We start from the raw sequence: 21138 nt of genomic DNA, 5'->3' as shown, positions 1-21138 counted from the left end.
TTTTTTATTTGCCAATCAGGAGGCGGCATACGAGATTCGCCATAGCCACCATGGCACGTAGCCGGGCCGGAGACACAACATCCATGTATCACCACGGTGAAAAATGCGGGTTGTGACCAACGCGAACGACGAACGCGGTGCACAGGGTGCACCCTACGGTTCGCCGGTGGTGGCAGGTTCGGGTTCCGGCGTGGTTCCCGCCCAATCGGGTTCATACGTGCCCAGACGAACGTGACGATGAAAGGTTGAATAGGGCCAATCGCTCACTTTTGTGACCAGTCCATGTTTAACTGGATTGTAATGCAGATAATCCATGTGGCGGCGGTAGTCCCGTTCATTCCGGATTTGGTGTTCCCAAAACCGACGTTGCCAGAGAGAGGATTCGTTTTTTCGTTGTCCGGTGGATGATTGCAGGCCGCATTGTTGGGTGACGAAGCGTTTGATCATGGACCAGCGCACACTGAAATCAGCATCGTCGGGTGGCAAGGCCCAGATGCAATGCAGATGATCCGGCAGCAGCACCCAGCCATGAATTACAAACGGCCGGGCAAGCCGCGTGGTTTCGATCCCGGCGCGTAGCGCCTGCCGGATGTTTTCATGACAAAGAATTTTTTGTCGATGCCGGGTGACAAGCGTGAAAAAATAAACCCCACCCCCGGCACGCACTCTGCGGTAGTTTGACATGGAAGTAATTCGGCATTCCGGCCACGGAGTTGAGACGGGTTGTTGCACATGGTGCACCCTACCTCCTTGTTTCTGATAGCCGTGGGGTGCACCAACCAGCCGCGGCAGCAGCTGTAGGGTGCACCATGTGCACCAACCAACCATGGCAGCAGCTGTAGGGTGCACCATGTGCACCAACCAACCATGGCAGCAGCTGTAGGGTGCACCCTGTGCACCACCAACCAACCATGGCAGCAGTCGTAGGGTGCACCATGTGCACCGACTCCTCTCGCCATTTTCTGACATGACAAAAGGTCTTATCTGCATTGCATACAGAAAGGCGCCAAAAATCCCCTTAACTCGTCGAAATGATTCATGCCGTTCTGATGAAGAATGCTCACAACGACCGGAACCGCTTTTCCTTCGATTACCAGCCTCAAGCGGATGAACAGGTTCCAGCGATCCAGAATAACGAACAGTGAGCTTAAGAATGGATATGTCAGTCCCTGCTGAAGTAGCCGAAGCCCCCCACATTAAAGAACTGCAAGAAGAAAATGAGCTGCTGTTGTCGCAGCTTCATCTGGTACAGGAAGAGCTGGAAAAATACTATCTGCGAAACAAAGCGCTTGAGAGCGGGCAGGCAGGCAAGTTGCAGAATACCGCCTCGTCAGCCAAAGGCTGGGTGGATGATGAACTGCCGGATGCACTGGCTGAAAATCGCCGCCTGCAAACTCTGGTTGAAGTACAACAAAAAATTCACCAGCTCGAAACACAAAATGCCTTGAACGTCAGGTTGGGTAATATTCTCATCGAAAGCGTGGCTCCATCCGGATCATTGCTTTCAGTACCCGGCAAACTTAGAAAAATCTGGAAAGAGGAAAATCAACAAACTCCCCCTAAATCGCTGGGCGGCAAAGATTTCGATAAGATCATTGCCGCGTACGATGAAAACGGTTTTGATGCAGTAGAAAAACTGGTTGCCGTTGTATCAATTTCTCCCGCTATGCACGCCAGTGCATTGACCACACTTGCCAGACATCTGATGGCTAGTGATCGCACCCAGGCAGCTGAAGCCGCCCGCCGCGCCTACACTCTGGACCCCAAACCGTTCCGGCTGAAATGGCTTGCCTTTCGTCTGCACGAAGCAGGGGAAGCAATCGAAGCCGAAGCCATGCTGGGTTTGCTGCCGGCAGATACCCCATTCAGCGATTCAGAAACCCGCCAGGCTAACCAATTGCGTTCAGAAGCAAAGCATGTGCGCCAGCGCACGGCAAAGCAACAAACAGCTTTCTTTGAGCGCCGCGCTGAAATCGAAAAACAATTGAATAGCCTCGCGCAGGAGCGAGATGAACAATCAAAGCTGGCAGCTGAACGTGGCCGCGAAATTGAAAAAACAGGAAAAGAACTCGCCTCGTTGAAGCAAAAACAAAGCCAATTAGAACAGGAGAAACTAGCGCAAGCCAGGCAGTGCGAAACAGCCGAAAAATGTGTGGCCGAGCGCGATCAGGAAATTGAAACACTCAAGCATGCCCAGGCACAGCTGCAACAGGAGAAAGAAGCACTTGCAGCTCGGAACGCAGAACAAGTGCAACAGATTGATGAACACGGGCGCGAGATCAAAGCTCTCAAACAAGAACAAATCCAGCATGAGCAAGAAAATGAGCTGTTGTTGCAACAAATGCATCAAATTCAGGAGGAACTTGAGCGCTATTACCTTGAAAATAAAGAACTGATTCAGGACAAGAGCACGTTATCGGAAAGATTGACGGTATCAGAAAATCAGGTTGAAGCAAGTGGTTGTGAGCTTACGGAACTTAAGCATGTGCAAGTACAGCTGCAGCAGACAAACAGCTGGATACAACACGAGAAATCAGCCCAGGAAAAACAACTACTGATGCGTCTAAGCCGTTTTATCTCAAGAATACTGAATCTCTCGTGAGTGTCTTGAGCCAGAAAAATATAGTTCGTACAGTAGTGAAACACCAGCTTCCTTCAACGTGGAATATAAAGTTATTGTGCGTTGATATGACAAAAAATATTTTGATGAATTACTTTAATGATTCCATGAAGACCCCTCAAGTAAAACATGCTGCTATGGCGTACGCTAAAGGTGATTATTTGGCAGCATTAGAAATTTATAAACAACTTGGGAAAATATTGGGTATGGAGTATTTCTCCGTCAATATCCGATTGTGCGAAAAACGCTTAGAGCATTTTCTGTACCTGAATGAGAGGCTGAGTATACGCCCAGCACCTGGTTGGAAAGGGCACGTTGATGCAATGGTTGAGGTCGATGCACTGATTAAACTAGCACACAGGCTTCTCGATAGCGTTGACAATGTATCTTTTGGTCCTTCTGTTGAAGGAGTACTTGCGTTGGTGTGTAACCATATTCCGAGTACCAGTCAGTCTGACTATAGTAGACGGATTCAGCAGCTAGTCGAGCGCATACAGGTACAAGGATGGGATGTGGTTTGTATACCCATGCCTGAGCAGAGAGATGGCTGCGGAGCTACGGGTCTTGAAAGTGAAATGGAAATAACAACAGAAGGCCACCGTTACGTTCAGAGTATATGGCAAAGTGGTTGCATTCCCATTGATCTCGGCGCCTATTTGTCTGCTAGCGTTGAGATATATGCTAAATATTTCAAACAGTATCGTCCTAAAATTGTCATGGCTGTGGGAGATTTTACCTCGGCTTTGCCTGCTATCATTGCGGCTAAAAAACTCTCATTGCCCGTTATTAAAGAGCAGCTCCACTACTCTGATGTATTTCAGGACAGAGAAATACAGAATTATTTCTTGCAGTTTGATTTTGTCCATAAATATAAAATAGAGCAGACTTGTCTGAGGTTAGCAGACCATAGTTACTACCTTTATCCAGAAGATCCTGATAGTTGGGAAGCTTTGTTTAGAGTCATATCTCAAGCGAGCTGCCAAGTGTCGCAAATAAAACCTGTAGCTGTATTACAACCCAAAACTGGTTATACCATCAAACAAACAATTTATAGTGCGGGTCTTCATTACTTGGAATTCCAGATTCTTTCTTCATCAGCAGGGAGTCCTAAAGGTATTGTGTGCAGCTTTCGATTTTTCGATGCGCAGGGCATTCTACTTAAAAGGAAGCTGCTCGGTTTTGCAACTTCTGCTCGTTATCCGCTATATCTATATGTTGATACTACACTAGCGAAAAGTCCGTTTCGAGTAGCAATTTTTGATGTCCCTGACGATGTTGCTTCCATAGAAGTCGATGTCATCGCATTTACTACTCCAGATGTGTTGGTCTTAGGGGCTGCTAGGCTTGCCAAATTGCGAGTGGAGGACGTGGCGCGCTGGCTGAGTCTGTGTGTCGCCGGTGTTGAATGGATCAAGGTTGCTGAAGCTTATGTACGCCGAGAGGGAGCTATTAGTTTGCGTCTTGCACTACTGGACTATAAATACACGCTGTCTCATCACCAGCAGGATTTGGTCCAACTTAATAGTGCGATTCAGGAAATGGTCGAGCTTGATCGTACTTGGCTGCCCAAACTGATCTATCGCGACCCAACCATACAGGTGCCCCGTACCAATAAACTTACAATTGCTCATCTCCATAAGACTGCGTATCCATATGAAAATACAGGAGGTGCGATTCGGTGCCTTAATACAGTATTGTCACAGAAACGTATTGGCATTGATCCATATATAGTTACTCCGATAGGTTATCCGAGATCAGCAGGGATATTGAATGCAAAGAACTACGAAATCATTGAGGGGGTTGAGCACTTCAGAATTGGTGCGGATACGGACGGCTTAAGGAGTATATCGTTTCCTGATCGTATCAGTTACTCGGTGTTTCATATCGCAAAAATTCTCAAGAGGCGTGGAGCTAGTGTCATTCACGCTGCTTCAGGTGTTCGAGGATATGAGCTTGCTCTTCAAGCACTAGCGCTGAAGAGGATTACAGGTTTACCTGTACTATATGAAGTCCGATCTTTTCATGAGCATACATGGACACCGGTACGTAGTGATGTAATGCAGCTAGAAAAAACTCAACTCAGGGTGATCAAGGAAGATTTCTGCATGGATGAGGTTGATTTTATAACCACAATCTCTTATAGCATGAAGAAAATTCTAATTGAACGTGGAATCCCATCAAAAAAAATTGAAGTGATTCCGAATGCAATTGATGAATCAAAATACTTGGGAAAGAAATTTGACTCAGTAAAAATTCCTGAGCTTAAGGGTGCAGATTTTATAGTTGGATATATTTCAAATATGTCCCGTCGAGAAGGGCACGAATACTTGATTCGTGCAATTCATATATTGAGGAAGCGCACTAAGCTTGATATTAGAGGCTTATTAGTTGGTAATGGTCCCGAGCATGTAAACCTGCAAAAATTGACTAATGAGTTGGGGCTGGAGGGGATAATTTGTTTTCCGGGTGAAATTGACCATTACCAGATTAACGGGTATTACAAGGCAATTGATCTATTCGTGATACCTCGTATCCCAGACTATGCTGCGGACTGGGTTACGCCGCTCAAGCCCTATGAAGCAATGGCGCTTGAACGACCGATTATCGTTACCGATCTTCCTGCCCTGAGAGAAGTTGTAGGAGAGAACGAAGAGCGGGGGCTCATTGCCCGGCCGGCAGATGTCGATAGTTTGATCGAGAAGTTGCAACTCTACATTAATAATCCAGTGATATGCCAGAGTAAGGTTAAGGCAGCCAGGGATTGGGTGTTTTCTGAACGCACCTGGAGTGCTAATGCCAAGCGTTACGATGCGATCTATCGCCGCATGATAGTGAACCACGATATCAGTAAAAAGGAGGCGCGGTATGCTTAATATCGTTGACTCTCCGGAAAAGCTCTGGCAGGAATGTGCCAGGCTGGCCAAAACACCATACGTGATCGCCTCAGAGCTTTATGATGATCCAACCGATCACTTCGTGCTGGCCTATGGTCCGGTTGCTCAGCGTAATCAATTCCAATCCTTGCTTTACTCGGCTCAGGACCAGTTCAACGTCAGCATTCTGCCTATACACAACCTTGATCTGTGCGGTGAGATACCTTGGCCTGGCAAAGTTGTTTGTCACTTCCACTGGCTTCACGATAAAACCAAAAACGCTAAGACCGAAGCAGAGGCGAATGAGGCGGTTGCCTATTGGGAGAGGCTGCTGTGCCGCATCAAGGAAAATGGGCACAAGATTGTCTGGACCGTGCATAACGTGATGCCTCACGAAGCTGTATGGGTGGAGCAAGATAAGAAAATCCACCAAATGATGGCCGATGCTGCCGATGCTTTGCATGTTATGGCAAGCGACAGTGCCAAGTTGACAGAACCCTACTACCAGCTGGATGAGCGCAAGATATTCTTGGTACCACATCCTACCTATCAAGGAGCTCAGCCGGACGATATCTCTCGTGGCGAGGCGAGAAGCCATCTGAAGATCAGCGAAGAGGAGTTCGTCTTTCTCTCCTTCGGCGCGATTATGGAGTACAAGGGCTATGACTGGCTCATGGCCGCCTATGATCAGCTACGTGACAAGGCAGTAAAGAAAACCCGGCTGATTATTGCAGGATTACCATCTGATAAAGCGCTGGTTGAACGAATTAATAGATGGGGACGGACTAAGGCTGATGTCATACTAGATATGGTTCCTGTCCCTAATGAAAAATTGCAGATTTATTTTCGAGCAGCTGATGTTGCCGTATGCCCTTATCGTAGAACCATGAATTCTGGGGCGGCATTTATGGCCTTGACATTTGAACTGCCAGTGATTGGACCAAACTCAGGTGGCTTTGCTGACCTTATAAGAGATGGTTGTGCTTTTGGATACAATATTAATTATCAGGGACAACTAGGTGTTTTAATGAAAAATATAATTAAAGTAGATTTTTCTACGATAAAGAATTCTTTAATGATACAAAGAGATAATTTCTCACCTCTGTTGGTATCCAGAAGTTTTTTCAATAATATCTTAAATTTAAATAGGCGAAGTTAATGTCTGATAACTATCTATTTCTTAAGACATTTATTCCTGATATTGAGCGAGTATCTATTTTATGTGACTCAGTTCAGAGATATAACAGAGATGGAACTTCTTTTGTTATTGCTGTTCCTAATAATGAAATTGGCAGATTTAAATCCGTGTTGCCATCCTCTGTTAATATAATTGCTGAAGAAGATATTGCCTATTTTACGGTAAATAAAAGATTACCTGGATGGCGAGAGCAGCAGCTTATTAAATTTATGTTTGGGGTTTCCTTTCCCTCTAATAAATATTTGATTCTTGATTCTGATTGTCAATTTATAAAAGATTTTTCTGAAATGGATTTGTTTGGAGGGAAGGATTCTACCCCCTTGATAGCCACTGAAGGATATTATAGATACTCAAGTAAAAATAAATTCTTGCTTCCTATCGCCCTAGGTGAAATTTCTCCGATACCGTTCGATAAGAATAAAGTTGAGTTTTTTGTTGATAGATTATTCCAGATTGATAGGCGGCTAATTGGTGATGAAACTCACTTAAGAAAAAAGCCTACTGAAGTGGGTGGGCTGATCAATTTTTCATTTGGTAGAGCAGATCAAACACGCTTATTTTTTATGCCAACACCTATAGTTTGGTCAAGCAAAATTGTTTGTGATATGTGGTATTCCTTGAGAGAGGTTGATCTCAACTTTTCGGATCTTCTTCTATATTCGCCATGGGAGGCTATTTGGTATGGGCACTGGGCTCTTAGTAACTTCAAAAATGAAATTAATCTCGTTGAGCCATTGAGCATCCATTTTAGCAAGGATGAAGATATAGTCGATGCAAAAAACAGAGGCATTAGTAAAGAAACATTGTCTAAAAATTTTTATGCTGTTACTTTGGCTTCCCGACATCAAAATGAGCTTGTTTTCTAGGTTGGGATGTGAAATGTAATCAGGTATGCCAAGAACCTCGCCTTGCTCGCTCCTAGTAAAACTACGACGTCCTGAAGCCCACTATATTTTTAAATGATGAAGCTGCGTAGCACCATCAGGATCGCCTGTTCGTCGGCGAACACTACCGCAAGAAGATCAATTCGCTGGTCGCTGGTTGACATTGACTTTGTGCGTTGGCGACCGATATGGATTGTGCGGTGCTTCGCCCGGTGAATTCGTAAGCTTCCCTGTCAAGTTGACAGGGAAGCTTACGAAGCAACTGATCTATTTCTAGGAGGCTGGAATCAAGGCCTTCTGATGCTTGAAATGAGCTGATGTCCAAGACGGACATTCTTATGTTTAGATACAGGCTGTATCTCGTGCAAATTAGTCTTAATGCTTGTAAAAGTAGCCACGCTTCCGTTCCGGCGTGGTGGTATGAAGGCTAGGTTTATACGTGGGATTAGTTTGGTAATGACTTGTGACAAAATCGATGCAGGATTTTAAATCGTCAAAGTTGCCGGCTATTCTATTTTTCAATGTAAACGGCTCCGGTATGGGGCATTTGAACCGTTGTCTGGCGTATGCCAGGCAGATGCGAGGCCGGGCGCGCCCGGTTTTCTTTTCTCTGGCATCTGCTATTGAAATGATTGAGGAAATGGGGTTTGAGGCGGATTACTTTGTTTCTCATTTCTGGTCAACCAATACCTCGTTTCACTGGAATAGTGAGCTGACTTTCCGTTTTGGGTTGATGCTGGAACGTATACAACCCAGGGTGGTGGTATTTGATGGTACCTGGCCGTTTCAGGGGTTTCTGGCGGCGTGTAAGGCGTATGGTGCAGCGGCCCTGGTCTGGTCTAATCGCGGCTTGCTTAAAGAAAATGTTGCACGCACGACGGTGGATGAAAAACTGTTTGATCTGATTATTCAACCGGGTGAGCTGGGTGCGACAAAGTCAGCGTTATTGCTTGAGGGTGGCAGTAAACGGGTAATTGTGCCGCCAGTATGCTTGTTGGAACCCGAGGAATTGCTGGAGAGAGAGCCGGCGCGCAAAGCGTTAAATTTACCAGAGCAGGGGCGTTTTGCCCTTTTTTCGCTTGGGCCGGGCAATCTTAAGGATGTCAGTGGGATCGGCCATGGTTTAATTCGATTGTTTACCGCAGCAGGTTTTCAGGTGGTATGGGCGCGGGCGCCGATTTCTATGCGCGATGTTGAACTGCCTCCCGGGGTAAAACCGGTTTCTGTATATCCGCTTGCACGCTATCTGCGTGCTTTTGATGTTTTTGTCGGGGCGACGGGTTATAACAGTTGTTGTGAAGTGGTGCAGTCGGGTATTCCGGCGTTGTTGGTGCCGAATGATAAGTTAGCGGATGACCAGGTGCGCCGTGCACAAATGGTGGCTGAGCTGATTCCGGCGGTGGTGTCTCCTTGTGAAACGGATGCGCAGCGTAGCGGGGCGGTTGCAAGTCTGCTGGGAAAACTGGCGGATATCCCTGCTGAGAAGCCAGAGATACAGATGAATGGCGCTGCTCTGGCCGCAGAAGAGATCCTGGCTTTGCTCTCCGTGAGGGAAAGATGATGGATATGATTCAGACCACACATACTTTACGGAAAGCGTTTGCAGTTTGGGAAAATCGGATGGATCGAGTCTTTCTGGCACGCCATGATTTACTGATAGATAAGCCACCGAAAGGTGTGGGGGGGCGTCTGTGGTACTGGTTAAGACGATCCCTGGTATTGATGCGCTTGATGCCACCGCATGTGGTGCGGAGAGCATGGCTGCCAACGCTTAAGCATGGTTCTGCGGATGAAAACGCACGTGTTTTGCTGATTTGGGCGCTTGGTATGGAGCGTGATGAATTGCGGCGTGCCCGCGAGGGTTTTTCCCTGTATTTGCAGGATATGTCTTCTCTGGCGCCTGTTCTGGTGACAGATGTGGCTGATTTTGCGTATTTCTCCCGGCTGGGGTGGCTGGTGGAATATCTGCCGGAGCTCGAAGGTGAGGGGACTTCATATCAGGAAAGAAAGCGCGATTATCTGGCGTGGCGTTATCGGGATGCGGTTGTTTTTCCCGCAGCGGCGGGTTTGCTGGATAAAGAAAGTTGGAGCAGGTTGCTGCAACACTTCAGCGTTTGAAAACGGATTCCTGGCAATTCGAGCATTGGGTGGGGAAACTGTCTTGCGAGTTTTGCAGGGTGCGCCATGTGCACCGCATCTGCTGTTGTCATTGGTTGGTGCACGCGGTGCACCCTACGACTACCTCCGCTTTTGCGGGCGGATTACCGGGTCTTCTTGAACAACAATGGCAATATTATCTATCACGATGTATTCATTAGGATACAGAAGCCATGTATATTGTCAAAAGATTAGATGAATTTGATAAATGGCTGGATGGTTTGAAGGATCGCCCTACCAGGATCCGCTTAATTCGTCGCCTGGATAAAGCCAGGCAAGGCTTGCTGGGTGATGTTAAGCCCGTGGGTGAAGGGGTGTTTGAAATGCGTGAGTTTTTTAGCTCGGGTTGGCGCATGTATTACGTCCAGCAGGGCTGGTACCATCATTCTGATGCTTGGAGGTGGTGATAAAGCAACACAGAGTAAAGATATTCAAAAAGCCATTCAGCTGGCTAATGATCTGGGGGAAAACGGCCATGAGTAAAAAAATATTTTTAAATGAAATTGCTGAATTTGATGTGTCGGATTATTTGCGTGATGACGAGGATATTGCTGAATATTTAACGCAAGTGTTGGCTGAAGGTGATAGCAATGAATTACTACGTGCTATTGGTTACATTGCAAAAGCACGTGGCATGACTCAACTGGCTAAGGAAACAGGCCTGGGTCGTGAAAGTCTTTATAAATCTTTTCGTGCAGGCTCAAAACCTCAGTTTGAAACGGTATTTAAAGTGCTGCATGGGCTTAATATTAATTTAAAAGCAATTCCTAAAGAAGTTGGCACATGAGTTCGAGAAAAGTGCTTAATAATGTGTCCGATTTTACTTGATCAGAACAACCTATCGAGGTGTCCGAAATTACTTGACCACCACATTCCCGCACAAAATCCGCAGTCCTGAAAAAACTGCGGTCGTACGAGATTCCGATATAAGGCGCGATCTCCCGCCTGATTTCGTAACGCAGTCGGAACCCCAGTTCGATATTGTTGAGTCCCTGTCCGGTAGTGAATTTCTCCACCTTTTGCACTGCCGCATGAGATTGATGCGCTTGATGCCACCGCATGTGGTGCGGAGAGCATGGTTGCCAACGCTTAAGCATGGTTCTGCGGATGAAAACGCACGTATTTTGCTGATTTGGGCGCTTGGTGTGGAGTGTGATGAATTGTGGCGTGCCTGCGAGGGTTTTTCCCTGTATTTGCAGGATATGCCTTCTCTGGCGCCTGTTCTGGTGACAGATGTGGCTGATTTTGCCTATTTCTCCCGGCTGGGGTGGTTGGTGGAATATCTGCCGGAGCTCGAAGGCGAGGGGCAGTCCTACCAGGAAAGAAAGCGTGATTATCTGGCGTGGCGTTATCGGGATGCGGTTGTTTTTCCCGCAGCAGCGGGTTTGCTGGATAAAGAAAGTTGGAGCAGGTTGCTGCAACACTTCGGCGTTTGAAAACGGATTCCTGACAATTCGAGCATTGGGTGGGGAAACTGTCTTGCGAGTTTTGTAGGGTGCGCCATGTGCACCGCATCTGCTGTTGTCATTGGTTGGTGCACGCGGTGCACCCTACGGCCACCTCCGCTTTTGCCCACCTGCCTGCGGCGTGAAGCAATCTAGCAGAGAAGGTGGCAAAGGTACTGGGTGGCCACGGCCCGTTGGGCCTTGTCATGACGGGGTCAGGGTGCAAATATTACCACTTCCATCTTTCTATGTTTGAACACTCTCGTTTGGAATAGGCGTGTTTTAAGCGAGAAGGAGAGGAGATAGAAACCAGGTCTACTTTTGGCCATTGAGGCTGTTCGCAATGGTGGAGTGGGCAGTTTGTTGTAGAGCCACGAGCTTGAGTTAATCAGACTGCTGAGTTTGATTCAATTGGCTTTCCACCGAACGGCGCAACTTTGATTTCCTCTGCTCGTTTGCGTGTTTGAGCAATATCGTAACTGTTTTGCATTCGCATAAGCGTATCCATTGACACACCAAAGGCTTTCTCAATGCGTAATGCCATTTCTGGCGACAGATGTGCGCGCTCATTCAGCAATGCTGAAAGTGCCGTTCGTGAAACACCCAGTACTTCGGCTGCGTTGCTTACAGATAGAGCTAATGGTTCAATAATTTCATGTTTGATAAAGCTGCCGGGATGGGCAGGACTTTTCAAGCGAATTTCAATGTTAGCGTTCATAGTCATCTCTTAGTGGTAATCTTCAAAATTGAGATCGATGATCTTGATTTCATTCTTATCGATCCGGAATGTCATTCGCCAATTTTTGGTGACAAACAGGCTCCATGTACCTTTGCGGCTGCCAGTCAGTATGTGAGCTTTCCAGTTTGGTATGGTGTGCAATTCGTTCTCTTTTTCCATATCCTGAAGAAAGGACACCATACGCCTGATTTTAGCGAGAACATCGGGCGGTAATCCACTGGCATCATCGCTTTCGATGAATCTCCGTAATCCTTTATGTACAACACTTTTGATCTTCATTAGTTCAGCCTGCTGGATTGAACTGTATTGTGTAGGGTTACACAATACACTGCGCTGTAACAGAATGTACAAAATTATCTGTTTCCTTTATTGTTAGGATAGCTCTGGATTGCCACTTGGCTACGCCTCCTCGCATGACGGGGTCGAGGTTGAAAAGGTACTGGGTGGCCACGGCCCGTTGGATCTTGCCATGACGTGATGTTGTTATTGCCGATATCTGGATATATAAGATTGAAATTTCGTCATCTTTATCCCCAGACGACTGATCCGGTACATAATCTCGATCGCTGCCTCCTGGGTTATCAATGCTGCTAAGATAATCCGGCGGATATTTACCCGACATAAAATAACGCGCATCCATTGTTGGTTTGACGATGAAATTTTCCCAAGCCATTCAAGCCAACGTTGCTTTGTGCTGTGGATTAATTCGGACGTTAGATTTCATAAAGAACTACCATTACATTTTATCGACAAGTGTTGGAGATTTTCGATGACCACTTCAGCAGAATCTGTATTAGATCAAGCACTAAAACTTCCTGCAAACGACCGCGCAGCTTTAGTGGAAAACCTGATTCTCAGCCTGGATAAGCCTGATCCGTTACTGGACGCTCAATGGTTGAAAGAAGCCGAGGATCGACTTGCTGCATACCGAACTGGTGAGCTTACGGCGGTAGATGCTGAGCAAGTTTTTGCAGATCTGGGGAAGCAGGTTTGAAGATTTGCTTTCTGCCACCTGCTCGCCGTGAATTAAAGGATGCAGTTCGATCCGGCGCTGTCAGATGAATCGGTTTCCGTATGGACTCATCTATGTCGTGTCAGATCAGGAAATTTTCATTATCGCCGTCGCACATCTGCATCGGTCGCCTGAATACTGGCGGTCGCGCACGGATGAAATCTAATCTTGCGCCCGTCTGTAGTGGTCAAGTAATTTCGGACATCCTGATAGATTGCCAGACGCGTTCCATCTTGAGATTGAGGAAGAAGCACTCGGCTACGCTTCCTTGCGAGGACGATGAGAGTCGGTGCACATGGTGCACCCTACACTCCAGATTTATAATCTGTGATTTACGGATCTTGTGGGAATGAAGTAGTCAGAACAATACTGCAGTCGCTGGATTGCCACGTTGGCGTGAGCATAGTTGGTTGAGTTGGTGCGTGGAGCGCATTCTACGCGGCTGCTGCGCACGCATGGATGATTAAAACCACAGCTGTACGCCGGTCACAAAGCGAACCTGGCTGGAATCCCCCTCTTCTTCCCGCACAAAATCCGCAGTCCTGAAAAAACTGCGGTCGTACGAGATCCCGATATAAGGCGCGATCTCCCGCCTGATTTCGTAGCGCAGTCGGAACCCCAGTTCGATATTGTTGAGTCCCCGTCCGGTGGTGAATTTTTCCACTTTTTGCACTGCCGCATGGGCTTCAAAACGTCCTTGCAGGATCAGCCGTTGTGTCAGCAGGAAATCGCGGGATGTCTGGAAGCGCACAGAAACATCCCCCTCCTGGCTGATAAAGAGTGCAGATTCTATTTCGTAGCGATAGGGAGCAAGCCCTTGAAATCCGATAACTGCATGCGCCCGGGCGACGTCTTTCCCTCTGAAGGTTTGCGTCTCTCCGCGTATGCCGATCTGGAAATCATAGTATTTTCCGATAAATCTGCCGTACAGAAGCTGTATATCAATGTCGTGATCTGCCTTGAAAGCCGTATTTCGCTCGCCTTCGGTTTTGAACCACAGGCGGTTAAAATCGCCTCCGTACCAACCCTGTATATCCCAGCGGAAATCGCTGTCATCTCCTCCCGGGCGGTATTCGAGAACATCGGTGCGCAGAAACGCATGGTTCTGGTCGCTATGAGTCGGATGATGGTATTCGCCCCGGGTATGAGGCCGATCAGACAAGGTCTGTTTTTCCTTGTTGAGTAAGGTTTCTGCATTTGCCATCGGCATATCCGCAGCCGGGAACAGAATCACAACGATGCCAACCACAAATTGTGGGCAGGATTTCAAGATTTTGTCCCGGAAGCTGCTTTCAGAACCTCGACCACACGGAACATCCCCGTTTCCATATGCAGGAGCAGGTGGCAGTGGAAGGCCCATGGGCCAGGCGCATCTGCGGTAATGGCCACGGAAACACGCTCGGCCGGCTTGACAAGCACCGTGTGCTTGCGCGGGAGGTACGCACCAGCGCCATTTTCCAGATACATCCACATGCCATGCAGATGCATCGTGTGTTCCATCATCGTATCGTTGACAAAAATCCAGCGCAGCCGCTCCCCATAACGAAAGAGGATGGATTCACTCGTATCCGAGTATTTTTCACCATCGAATGACCATATGAAGCGTTCCATATGACCCGTGAGGTGAATTTCGAACTCACGCTCCGGTTCGCGCTGGTCAGGATAAGGTTGGAGGCTCTTCAAGTCAGTGTAGACCAGCACCTGGCGACCATCTTCTCCCAGTCCGATACCCGGTTCATCCATGCGGTTCTGCGTGAAGTCTGGAATGAACTGGTTGCCGGATCCATGATCATCAGCACTATGCCTGACCGGTTGGCTGTCGAGGTGCCCGGGTTGGACGTGCTCACCAGACGTGCCATGCAGGTTCTGCTTTGCGTGTTCCCCATGATGCATGTCCGATGTGTCGTGGTGCATGCTTTTGTCCGGCCTGCTCTGGATTACATTGCCAAGTTCATGGCTGCTGTGATCTGTGTCATTTGTGTGTTGCATGCCCATATCTGCCATGGTGCGCAGCGGGCGAGGCCGCCGTGGTGGAATGGCTGCGGCCATCCCGGGACGGGGCGCCAGCGTACCGCGTGCAAAACCACTGCGATCCAGTGTTTCTGCAAAAATTGTGTAAGCGCGCTCTTCTTTGGGCTCAACGATGACATCGTAGGTTTCAGCCGGGCCGATACGGAATTCATCCACTGCAACAGGTTGTATATTCTGCCCATCCGCCTGCACTACGGTCATCCTGAGGCCGGGAATACGGATGTCCTGAAAGGTCATCACTCCTACCTGGATGAAACGTAACCGTATGCGCTCCCCGGGGCGAAACAACCCCGTCCAGTTTGCTGCCGAAGTCATCCCATTCATGAGATAGGTATAGGCATAGCCGGTCACATCTGCCAGATCCGTTGGATCCATTCGCATCTGGGACCACATCAAGTAATTGTCGAGTGCCGGGCGCCAGCCATCCCGCATCGCATCCTGGATAAAATCACCCAGAGTACGCTTCTGAAAGTTGAAATAGCCGGGTTGCTTTTTGAGCTTTGCGATCATTGAATCCACCGAAGAAAAGCTCCAGTCCGAAAGCATGATCACATATTCGCGATCGTACCTGACCGGATCCGGCTCAATCGGATCAATAATCATCGGCGCATATACGCCCGCCTGCTCCTGGCCTCCCGAATGACTGTGAAACCAGTACGTGCCGTACTGCCTGATCGTGAACCGGTAGGAGAAGGTCGCCCCCGGCTCGATGCCCGGAAAACTGACGCCGGGCACACCATCCATTTCAGAAGGCAGGAGAATTCCGTGCCAATGTATTGAAGAAGTCTCATCCAGGTGATTGGTGACATTCAGGGTAATGTCCTGCCCTTCGCGCAGGCGCAGCAAAGGCCCGGGAACCGTACCATTGATGGTTGTAGCGGTTGCAGTGTGATCGCCAATGCGAAATGGGGTTCTGGCAATAGCGAGGTGGATCACATCGCCACTCAACTGCGTAGCGGGGGAAGCTGTATTCAGGACATCAGATCGGGCATAGGTCGGCAGCATCCAGTCCAGAGCGGTAAATGTGCCCAGTGCACCGGATCTTTTCAGAAAAGCACGTCTTGAAATCAGATCATTCATTCCTGGTGGTTTTTAGGAAGATCCCCAGCAGATCGTTCAGAAATCGTCTTCCCGCAGGCGTGGGTCGGATGCAATCGTGCTGCCAGTCGATCAGGCCGCGCTGTTCGGCAACGGTTAGCTGCTGCTGAATCGATGCAATCGTTAATCCGGTACGGGTATGAAATAATCCAGGGTCAAAACCATCCGTCAGGCGCAGCGCATTCATCATGAATTCAAAAAACCGGTCTTGCGGCCCCACTTCCTGCTCTGTTGCAAGCAGATTCTCAAGACAGGCATTTCCAGCCATGGCCTGCTCCAGATATTGCCTGGGATGTTTATGGCGCATCTGCCGGATGATTTTGTCTCGAAAACTGATTTTGCTGTGGGCGCCGGCCCCGATTCCCAGATAATCCCCGTATTGCCAGTAATTCATATTGTGCATACACGACTTGCCGGGTTGAGCAAACGCCGAAGTCTCGTAGTGCCGGTAGCCTCGTTCCGCCAGAGTTTGCTCGATCATGATCTGCATGTCGGCTGATGTGTCCTCGTCCGGCAATTGCGGTGGATAACGATAAAATGGAGTATTGGGCTCGATGGTCAGATGATAGGCGGAAATATGCGCCACGCCCCAGTTACAGGCTGTTTCAATATCCTGCAACGCTTCGTCCCAGGTTTGCCCCGGCAGCGCATACATCAAATCCAGATTGATATTGCTGAAATGCTGTAGTGCCTGCTCAACGGCGCGAGCGGCTTCGGCACCATCGTGGATACGACCTAATGCCTGCAAATGCCGGGAATTGAAGCTTTGAATGCCGATGGATAACCGGTTGATTCCAGCAGATCGAAAATCCGTGAATTTTTGCGCTTCCAGTGTGCCCGGATTGGCTTCCAGCGTAATTTCAATCTCGGGAATAAAAGGCAGCAGCATGCGCGCATACGAAAGAATTGCATCGATGGCGGTTGCACTGAACAGACTCGGTGTTCCCCCTCCGAAAAACACACTGGTGACCGGACGTCCCCAGATCTGCGGTAGCGCAAGTTCCAGATCACGCTTGAGTGCTGCTACATATTCGGATTCAGGAAGATTGCCATCAGGATTGATTGCGTGCGAGTTGAAGTCACAATAAGGACATTTTTTAACGCACCAGGGCAAGTGAATGTACAGCCCCAAGGGAGGCAGTTCAGTCAGATGAGGGGATTTTGAATCCGGTACGGATAAAACGGGCATATCTTTCTTCAAGCCGACCGTATGGTCGTAAATACGTTATGCCGATACGATCGGTGCTGTTTTGTTTTCTGACAGCATGCGTACCAGCCTGGCAAGTGCCTTGCCACGGTGACTGATCCTGTTTTTTTCCTCGATGGAAAGTTCGGCGGCTGTTTTATCCAGCTCCGGAAGAAAAAAGTGTGGGTCATAACCAAATCCACCCTGACCGATCGGTTCGGCAATAATTTCTCCATGCCAGGTATCTTCGATGATGATGGGTTGCGGATCGCGCCCATGACGTAACAGGACGATGACACAGCAGTAATAGGCCCGGCGATCGGACTGGCCATGTAGTGCCTCGGCCAGCTTGCGGTTGTTACGTTCGTCCGAGCGGGGTTCTCCTGCATAACGGGCAGAAAATACGCCGGGATCCCCTCGCAGGGCGCTGACGCATATTCCGGAATCATCTGCCAGCGCAGGCAATCCGGTTGCAAGACTCGCGTGCCGTGCCTTGGTCAGCGCATTCTCAACAAAAGTCATGTGAGGTTCCTCTGCTTCTGTGACCCCGAGGGATGACTGCGTCATCACTTCGATGCCCAGCGGAGCCAGCAATTTTCTGATCTCGGCAAGTTTTCCCGCATTATTGCTGGCGATGACGATTTTGTTCAGGGATGGCTGCATGATGGCGCTGCGTTATTGTCAGGAAACAGTGATTTCAAGTGCCTGACGTTGCAGATCAAACAGTTCCTGCAACCCCTGTTGCGCCATATTCAGCATGACATCCAGTTCCTGACGGCTGAAAACGACTTTTTCCGCTGTGCCCTGAACTTCCACCAACCCCAGGCTGCCGGTCATGACGACATTCAGATCCGTATCGCAACCGGAATCTTCTGCATAATCCAGATCCAGAAGGGGTTGGCCTTGCAGGATGCCCACTGAAACGGCGGCAACATGATCTCTGATCGGATTTTTTGAAATCATTTTTTCCGCCTGCAAATGTCTGATGGCATCAGACAGCGCGACGAATGCGCCGGTAATACTGGCGGTACGGGTACCTCCATCCGCCTGAATGACGTCGCAGTCGATCTGAATGGTGCGTTCACCGAGTTGTTCCAGAGCTAGCACAGAACGCAATGCTCTCCCGATCAGGCGCTGGATTTCCATGGTGCGCCCCGACTGTTTACCCCTGGCAGCTTCACGCAGCATTCGCTCGCCTGTGGAACGGGGCAACATGCCGTACTCTGCCGTTAACCAGCCCTGGCCGGCTCCCTTGAGAAATGGTGGAACTTTTTCGATGACGCTGGCGGTACAAATGACCTTGGTTGCGCCATATTCAATCAGCACCGAGCCTTCGGCATGCTGGATATAGCGGCGGGTTATTTTGACTGGGCGCATTTGCGCAGGCGTACGGTGATTGTATCGCGGCATATTGATTATCTGTTTTTACATCGGGAAAGGATCATTTCAGCGCACTGTCGGATAACGTCATCAGGCGGAGAAATGGTAAGCAGGCTTGGCAGGAGAGCCCGATGATACCGTCAAGACCTCGTAGCCATCGTCGGTAACCAGTATCGTATGTTCCCATTGTGCGGACAGGCTGCGGTCCTTGGTAATTACTGTCCATCCATCCGGAAGTTGCTTGATGGCAGCCTTGCCTGCATTGATCATGGGCTCGATTGTGAAAATCATGCCAGGCTTGAGCTCGATGCCTGCACCGGCGCGACCATAGTGCAGTACCTGGGGATCTTCATGAAACTTTGCGCCGATACCATGCCCGCAGAATTCCCTGACAACACCGTAACCGGTTTTTTCTGCCAGACGTTGAATCACGTAGCCGATATCCCCCAGGTGCTTGCCCGGGCGTACTTCTTCGATTCCGCGCCACATGGCTTCATAGGTGAATTCGCACAATCGTTTGGCCTGGATGGAAGGTTCACCCGCGTAATACATCCGGCTGGTATCACCATGATAACCTTGATAGATAACGGTGATATCGAGATTGACAATGTCTCCTTCTTTGAGCTTTTTATCTCCTGGCACGCCGTGACAAACCTGGTGGTTCACAGAAGTACAAATAGATTTTGGGTAAGGGCTGTAACCAGGTGGTGCGTAATTCAGGGGAGCCGGTATTGTTTTCTGTACATCGACCATATAACGATGGCAAAGCGCATCCAGTTCGCCGGTTGTGATGCCAGGTACTACATGGGGTTCGATGTAGTCGAGTACCTCGGATGCTAATTTTCCAGCGACACGCATGGTTTCAATTTCCTGCGCTGTTTTAATATGAACTGCCACGCCCACTCCAGATTGTTCCAACGATCATAATTAATATTTCAGAAAATCCATGAAAAACCATAGATAGACAATTTGTTAATTTTACTACTTGAGAAATGCTCGCGGCCAGCTTTTATAAGCGGCTGCATTCGGTAACTTCAAGCTGCGTGCTCGGGAGCTGGTGAGCCAGCTGCTGAATGTTTTCAGTGATTTGTTCAGTCGGGTTGCGAATCACAAACTCAAATTGCTCCAGAGTTTGTTCGTCATACGTTGCGTGTTCCACACCCTGGCTTTTTAAGTCTGCTACCCATGCCATTGCATCGGAATTGTTCGATAGGATTGCCAGTGAAATTGCATTATGCCATGGGTTATCCGCATTTTCATGGATATGCAGATGAGGAATTGCCAGTTTTTTCAATTGCTCGATCTGCTTTGCAGTTTCATATGCGTTTTGTAATGGTGGAATATGTACCCAATTAAACGTGATTTTCCCTTGAGTGTTTTCAGTAACATGCTCTTTTCCTGTTTTCCATTCGGAAATTTTCATTCTGGCCAGTCTGGCAACAGGCACTACCAAATTTTCCCATCTGAGGCATGCGACCTTTGCCGGCAATAACTCTATTTTCTCAGGGTGAATCAACGGTTTTTGTACGGAAGATTTATTTTTCGGCACGCTATGAAAGTAAAAAGCAGCGCCCATATTTGCCAGCAGCAAAAAAAGAAACAGTTTTTTCATCTTGTGTTTACGCGTAAACAACAGCAGCGTTTACTGGAACTAACAAATCTTGCTAGAATACAGGTATATATCTGTCTTTTTATTAAAAACCAACCTTTATAGCCCATAACAATCATGAAATTCATTGGAACCACTGTAGCAGCAATCGCACTTATATTTTCCGGCCTCGTGTTTGCCGAATCCTCAGCCGCAGACGATGTTGAGAAAGGCAAAGAAATTGCAGCCGGAATATGTGCAGGCTGCCACAATGCTGATGGTAACAGTACCATTCCTATTTATCCCATTCTTGCCGGGCAGGATTCTGGATATACCGCCAAGCAATTGCGTGATTTCAAGGCGGCGGGTGGAGAAGTCGCCGCACGTGACAACATGATTATGGCGCCCATGGTGGCAACATTAAGCGAGAGCGACATTGAAAACCTTGCTGCTTACTATTCGCAACAGCAACCCAAACCCGGAACGGCGGGTAATGCATCACTGGCAGAGGCAGGAAAAAGACTTTACCAGGGCGGAAATCTGGAAAACTCTATTCCTGCCTGCTCCAGCTGTCATTCTCCCAATGGGCAGGGCATTCCACCACACTATCCAAGAATTGATGGTCAGCACGCCGCCTACACACTCTCCCAGTTGCAGGCGTTTCGTCTGGGAACACGCAAGAATGATACCAATAACACCATGCGAATGATCGTTTCACGCATGAGTGAACAGGAAATGGAAGCAGTCTCTGAGTATATCTCCACGCTCAGATAATTCTTTATTTATCTGACATGATCAACAGGAGGCATTCATTAGGAATCAGCCTCCTGTTTTTGTATTATCGTAATAAGGCAGCCTCTGATCTCTGATGCAGGTTGCTGAAATACCCCTCGAATATGTCCACGCCCTTTCGCGAGCGTGTGGCTT

23 protein-coding genes are annotated in these 21138 nt (G+C 48.4%); 11 read left to right on the top strand and 12 right to left on the bottom strand.

What is annotated here, in order from left to right:
• Positions 1 to 153: 153 nt before the first annotated feature.
• On the bottom strand, positions 154 to 852 hold the full coding sequence (locus ABO04_RS09225; protein WP_275689231.1) for a transposase: 699 nt from the start codon (positions 850 to 852) through the stop codon (positions 154 to 156).
• Positions 853 to 1159: 307 nt separating this feature from the next.
• Here ABO04_RS09225 and ABO04_RS09220 point away from each other — a divergent pair, with 307 nt between their 5' ends.
• The 8 genes from ABO04_RS09220 (at position 1160) to ABO04_RS09185 (ending at position 10519) form a co-directional block, all read left to right on the top strand.
• Entirely contained in the window at positions 1160 to 2602 is a 1443-nt protein-coding gene (locus ABO04_RS09220; RefSeq protein ID WP_160810379.1) for a hypothetical protein, read from the top strand.
• Between the two features lie 86 nt (positions 2603 to 2688).
• The gene (locus ABO04_RS09215; RefSeq protein ID WP_160810378.1) at positions 2689 to 5493 is read left to right on the top strand and encodes a glycosyltransferase family 4 protein; all 2805 of its coding nucleotides are present in this window, start codon (positions 2689 to 2691) and stop codon (positions 5491 to 5493) included.
• Complete coding sequence (locus tag ABO04_RS09210) at positions 5486 to 6652, top strand: glycosyltransferase (RefSeq protein WP_160810377.1); 1167 nt, start codon at positions 5486 to 5488, stop codon at positions 6650 to 6652. The genes ABO04_RS09215 and ABO04_RS09210 overlap by 8 nt, the downstream gene beginning before the upstream one ends.
• Positions 6652 to 7557, top strand: a complete 906-nt coding sequence (locus ABO04_RS09205; RefSeq protein WP_160810376.1) for a DUF6492 family protein — start codon at positions 6652 to 6654, stop codon at positions 7555 to 7557. Before ABO04_RS09210 ends, ABO04_RS09205 begins: the two co-directional genes overlap by 1 nt.
• A gap of 481 nt (positions 7558 to 8038) precedes the next feature.
• Positions 8039 to 9136 carry a glycosyl transferase gene (locus ABO04_RS09200; protein WP_160810375.1) on the top strand — a complete coding sequence of 366 codons (1098 nt, stop codon included), beginning with the start codon at positions 8039 to 8041 and terminating at the stop codon, positions 9134 to 9136.
• Between the two features lie 59 nt (positions 9137 to 9195).
• Entirely contained in the window at positions 9196 to 9693 is a 498-nt protein-coding gene (locus ABO04_RS09195) for a hypothetical protein (RefSeq protein ID WP_160810374.1), read from the top strand.
• 212 nt (positions 9694 to 9905) lie between these two features.
• The gene (locus tag ABO04_RS09190; protein WP_240141500.1) at positions 9906 to 10139 is read left to right on the top strand and encodes a type II toxin-antitoxin system RelE/ParE family toxin; all 234 of its coding nucleotides are present in this window, start codon (positions 9906 to 9908) and stop codon (positions 10137 to 10139) included.
• A 68-nt stretch (positions 10140 to 10207) separates the two neighbouring features.
• On the top strand, positions 10208 to 10519 hold the full coding sequence (locus ABO04_RS09185) for an addiction module antidote protein (protein ID WP_160810373.1): 312 nt from the start codon (positions 10208 to 10210) through the stop codon (positions 10517 to 10519).
• On the opposite strand, the gene ABO04_RS12135 is transcribed toward ABO04_RS09185, so the two are convergent.
• The gene (locus tag ABO04_RS12135) at positions 10500 to 10793 is read right to left on the bottom strand and encodes a copper resistance protein B (RefSeq protein WP_275689230.1); all 294 of its coding nucleotides are present in this window, start codon (positions 10791 to 10793) and stop codon (positions 10500 to 10502) included. The two genes, ABO04_RS09185 and ABO04_RS12135, sit on opposite strands and share 20 nt — an antisense overlap.
• On the opposite strand from ABO04_RS12135, the gene ABO04_RS09175 reads away from it, so the two are divergent.
• A complete protein-coding gene (locus ABO04_RS09175; protein WP_160810372.1) occupies positions 10773 to 11168 on the top strand; it encodes a hypothetical protein in 396 nt (131 codons plus the stop codon). The genes ABO04_RS12135 and ABO04_RS09175 overlap by 21 nt on opposite strands.
• Positions 11169 to 11565: 397 nt before the next feature.
• On the opposite strand, the gene ABO04_RS09170 is transcribed toward ABO04_RS09175, so the two are convergent.
• Genes ABO04_RS09170 through ABO04_RS09160 form a run of 3 tightly spaced genes read right to left on the bottom strand, consistent with a single transcriptional unit; the run spans position 11566 to position 12589 of the window.
• Positions 11566 to 11895 (bottom strand): HigA family addiction module antitoxin, encoded by a 330-nt coding sequence (locus ABO04_RS09170; RefSeq protein WP_160810371.1) that lies wholly within the window; start codon positions 11893 to 11895, stop codon positions 11566 to 11568.
• A 9-nt stretch (positions 11896 to 11904) separates the two neighbouring features.
• Positions 11905 to 12195: a type II toxin-antitoxin system RelE/ParE family toxin gene (locus ABO04_RS09165; RefSeq protein WP_160810370.1), complete on the bottom strand. Its 291-nt coding sequence runs from the start codon at positions 12193 to 12195 to the stop codon at positions 11905 to 11907.
• A gap of 37 nt (positions 12196 to 12232) precedes the next feature.
• Entirely contained in the window at positions 12233 to 12589 is a 357-nt protein-coding gene (locus ABO04_RS09160; protein WP_160810369.1) for a hypothetical protein, read from the bottom strand.
• Between the two features lie 96 nt (positions 12590 to 12685).
• Here ABO04_RS09160 and ABO04_RS09155 point away from each other — a divergent pair, with 96 nt between their 5' ends.
• Entirely contained in the window at positions 12686 to 12910 is a 225-nt protein-coding gene (locus ABO04_RS09155) for an addiction module protein (RefSeq protein WP_160810368.1), read from the top strand.
• 481 nt (positions 12911 to 13391) lie between these two features.
• Here ABO04_RS09155 and ABO04_RS09150 read toward each other — a convergent pair whose 3' ends face one another.
• The 7 genes from ABO04_RS09150 to ABO04_RS09120 form a co-directional block, all read right to left on the bottom strand.
• A complete protein-coding gene (locus ABO04_RS09150) occupies positions 13392 to 14198 on the bottom strand; it encodes a copper resistance protein B (protein WP_160810367.1) in 807 nt (268 codons plus the stop codon).
• The gene (locus tag ABO04_RS09145) at positions 14195 to 16039 is read right to left on the bottom strand and encodes a copper resistance system multicopper oxidase (RefSeq protein WP_160810366.1); all 1845 of its coding nucleotides are present in this window, start codon (positions 16037 to 16039) and stop codon (positions 14195 to 14197) included. Before ABO04_RS09145 ends, ABO04_RS09150 begins: the two co-directional genes overlap by 4 nt.
• Complete coding sequence (hemW, locus tag ABO04_RS09140) at positions 16032 to 17246, bottom strand: radical SAM family heme chaperone HemW (RefSeq protein ID WP_160810365.1); 1215 nt, start codon at positions 17244 to 17246, stop codon at positions 16032 to 16034. Before hemW ends, ABO04_RS09145 begins: the two co-directional genes overlap by 8 nt.
• 36 nt (positions 17247 to 17282) lie before the next feature.
• The gene (gene rdgB / locus ABO04_RS09135) at positions 17283 to 17906 is read right to left on the bottom strand and encodes an RdgB/HAM1 family non-canonical purine NTP pyrophosphatase (protein WP_160810364.1); all 624 of its coding nucleotides are present in this window, start codon (positions 17904 to 17906) and stop codon (positions 17283 to 17285) included.
• Between the two features lie 18 nt (positions 17907 to 17924).
• Entirely contained in the window at positions 17925 to 18653 is a 729-nt protein-coding gene (gene rph, locus ABO04_RS09130) for a ribonuclease PH (protein ID WP_160810363.1), read from the bottom strand.
• A gap of 60 nt (positions 18654 to 18713) precedes the next feature.
• Positions 18714 to 19520: a type I methionyl aminopeptidase gene (gene map / locus ABO04_RS09125; RefSeq protein ID WP_160810362.1), complete on the bottom strand. Its 807-nt coding sequence runs from the start codon at positions 19518 to 19520 to the stop codon at positions 18714 to 18716.
• A gap of 112 nt (positions 19521 to 19632) precedes the next feature.
• On the bottom strand, positions 19633 to 20235 hold the full coding sequence (locus ABO04_RS09120) for a hypothetical protein (RefSeq protein WP_160810361.1): 603 nt from the start codon (positions 20233 to 20235) through the stop codon (positions 19633 to 19635).
• A gap of 114 nt (positions 20236 to 20349) precedes the next feature.
• On the opposite strand from ABO04_RS09120, the gene ABO04_RS09115 reads away from it, so the two are divergent.
• Positions 20350 to 20985: a c-type cytochrome gene (locus tag ABO04_RS09115; protein ID WP_160810360.1), complete on the top strand. Its 636-nt coding sequence runs from the start codon at positions 20350 to 20352 to the stop codon at positions 20983 to 20985.
• Positions 20986 to 21138: the final 153 nt, after the last annotated feature.

The sequence above is a fragment of the Nitrosomonas sp. HPC101 genome (genome assembly GCF_009833125.1).
Classification (GTDB): domain Bacteria; phylum Pseudomonadota; class Gammaproteobacteria; order Burkholderiales; family Nitrosomonadaceae; genus Nitrosomonas.
This window is presented reverse-complemented; position numbering and strand designations above follow the sequence as displayed.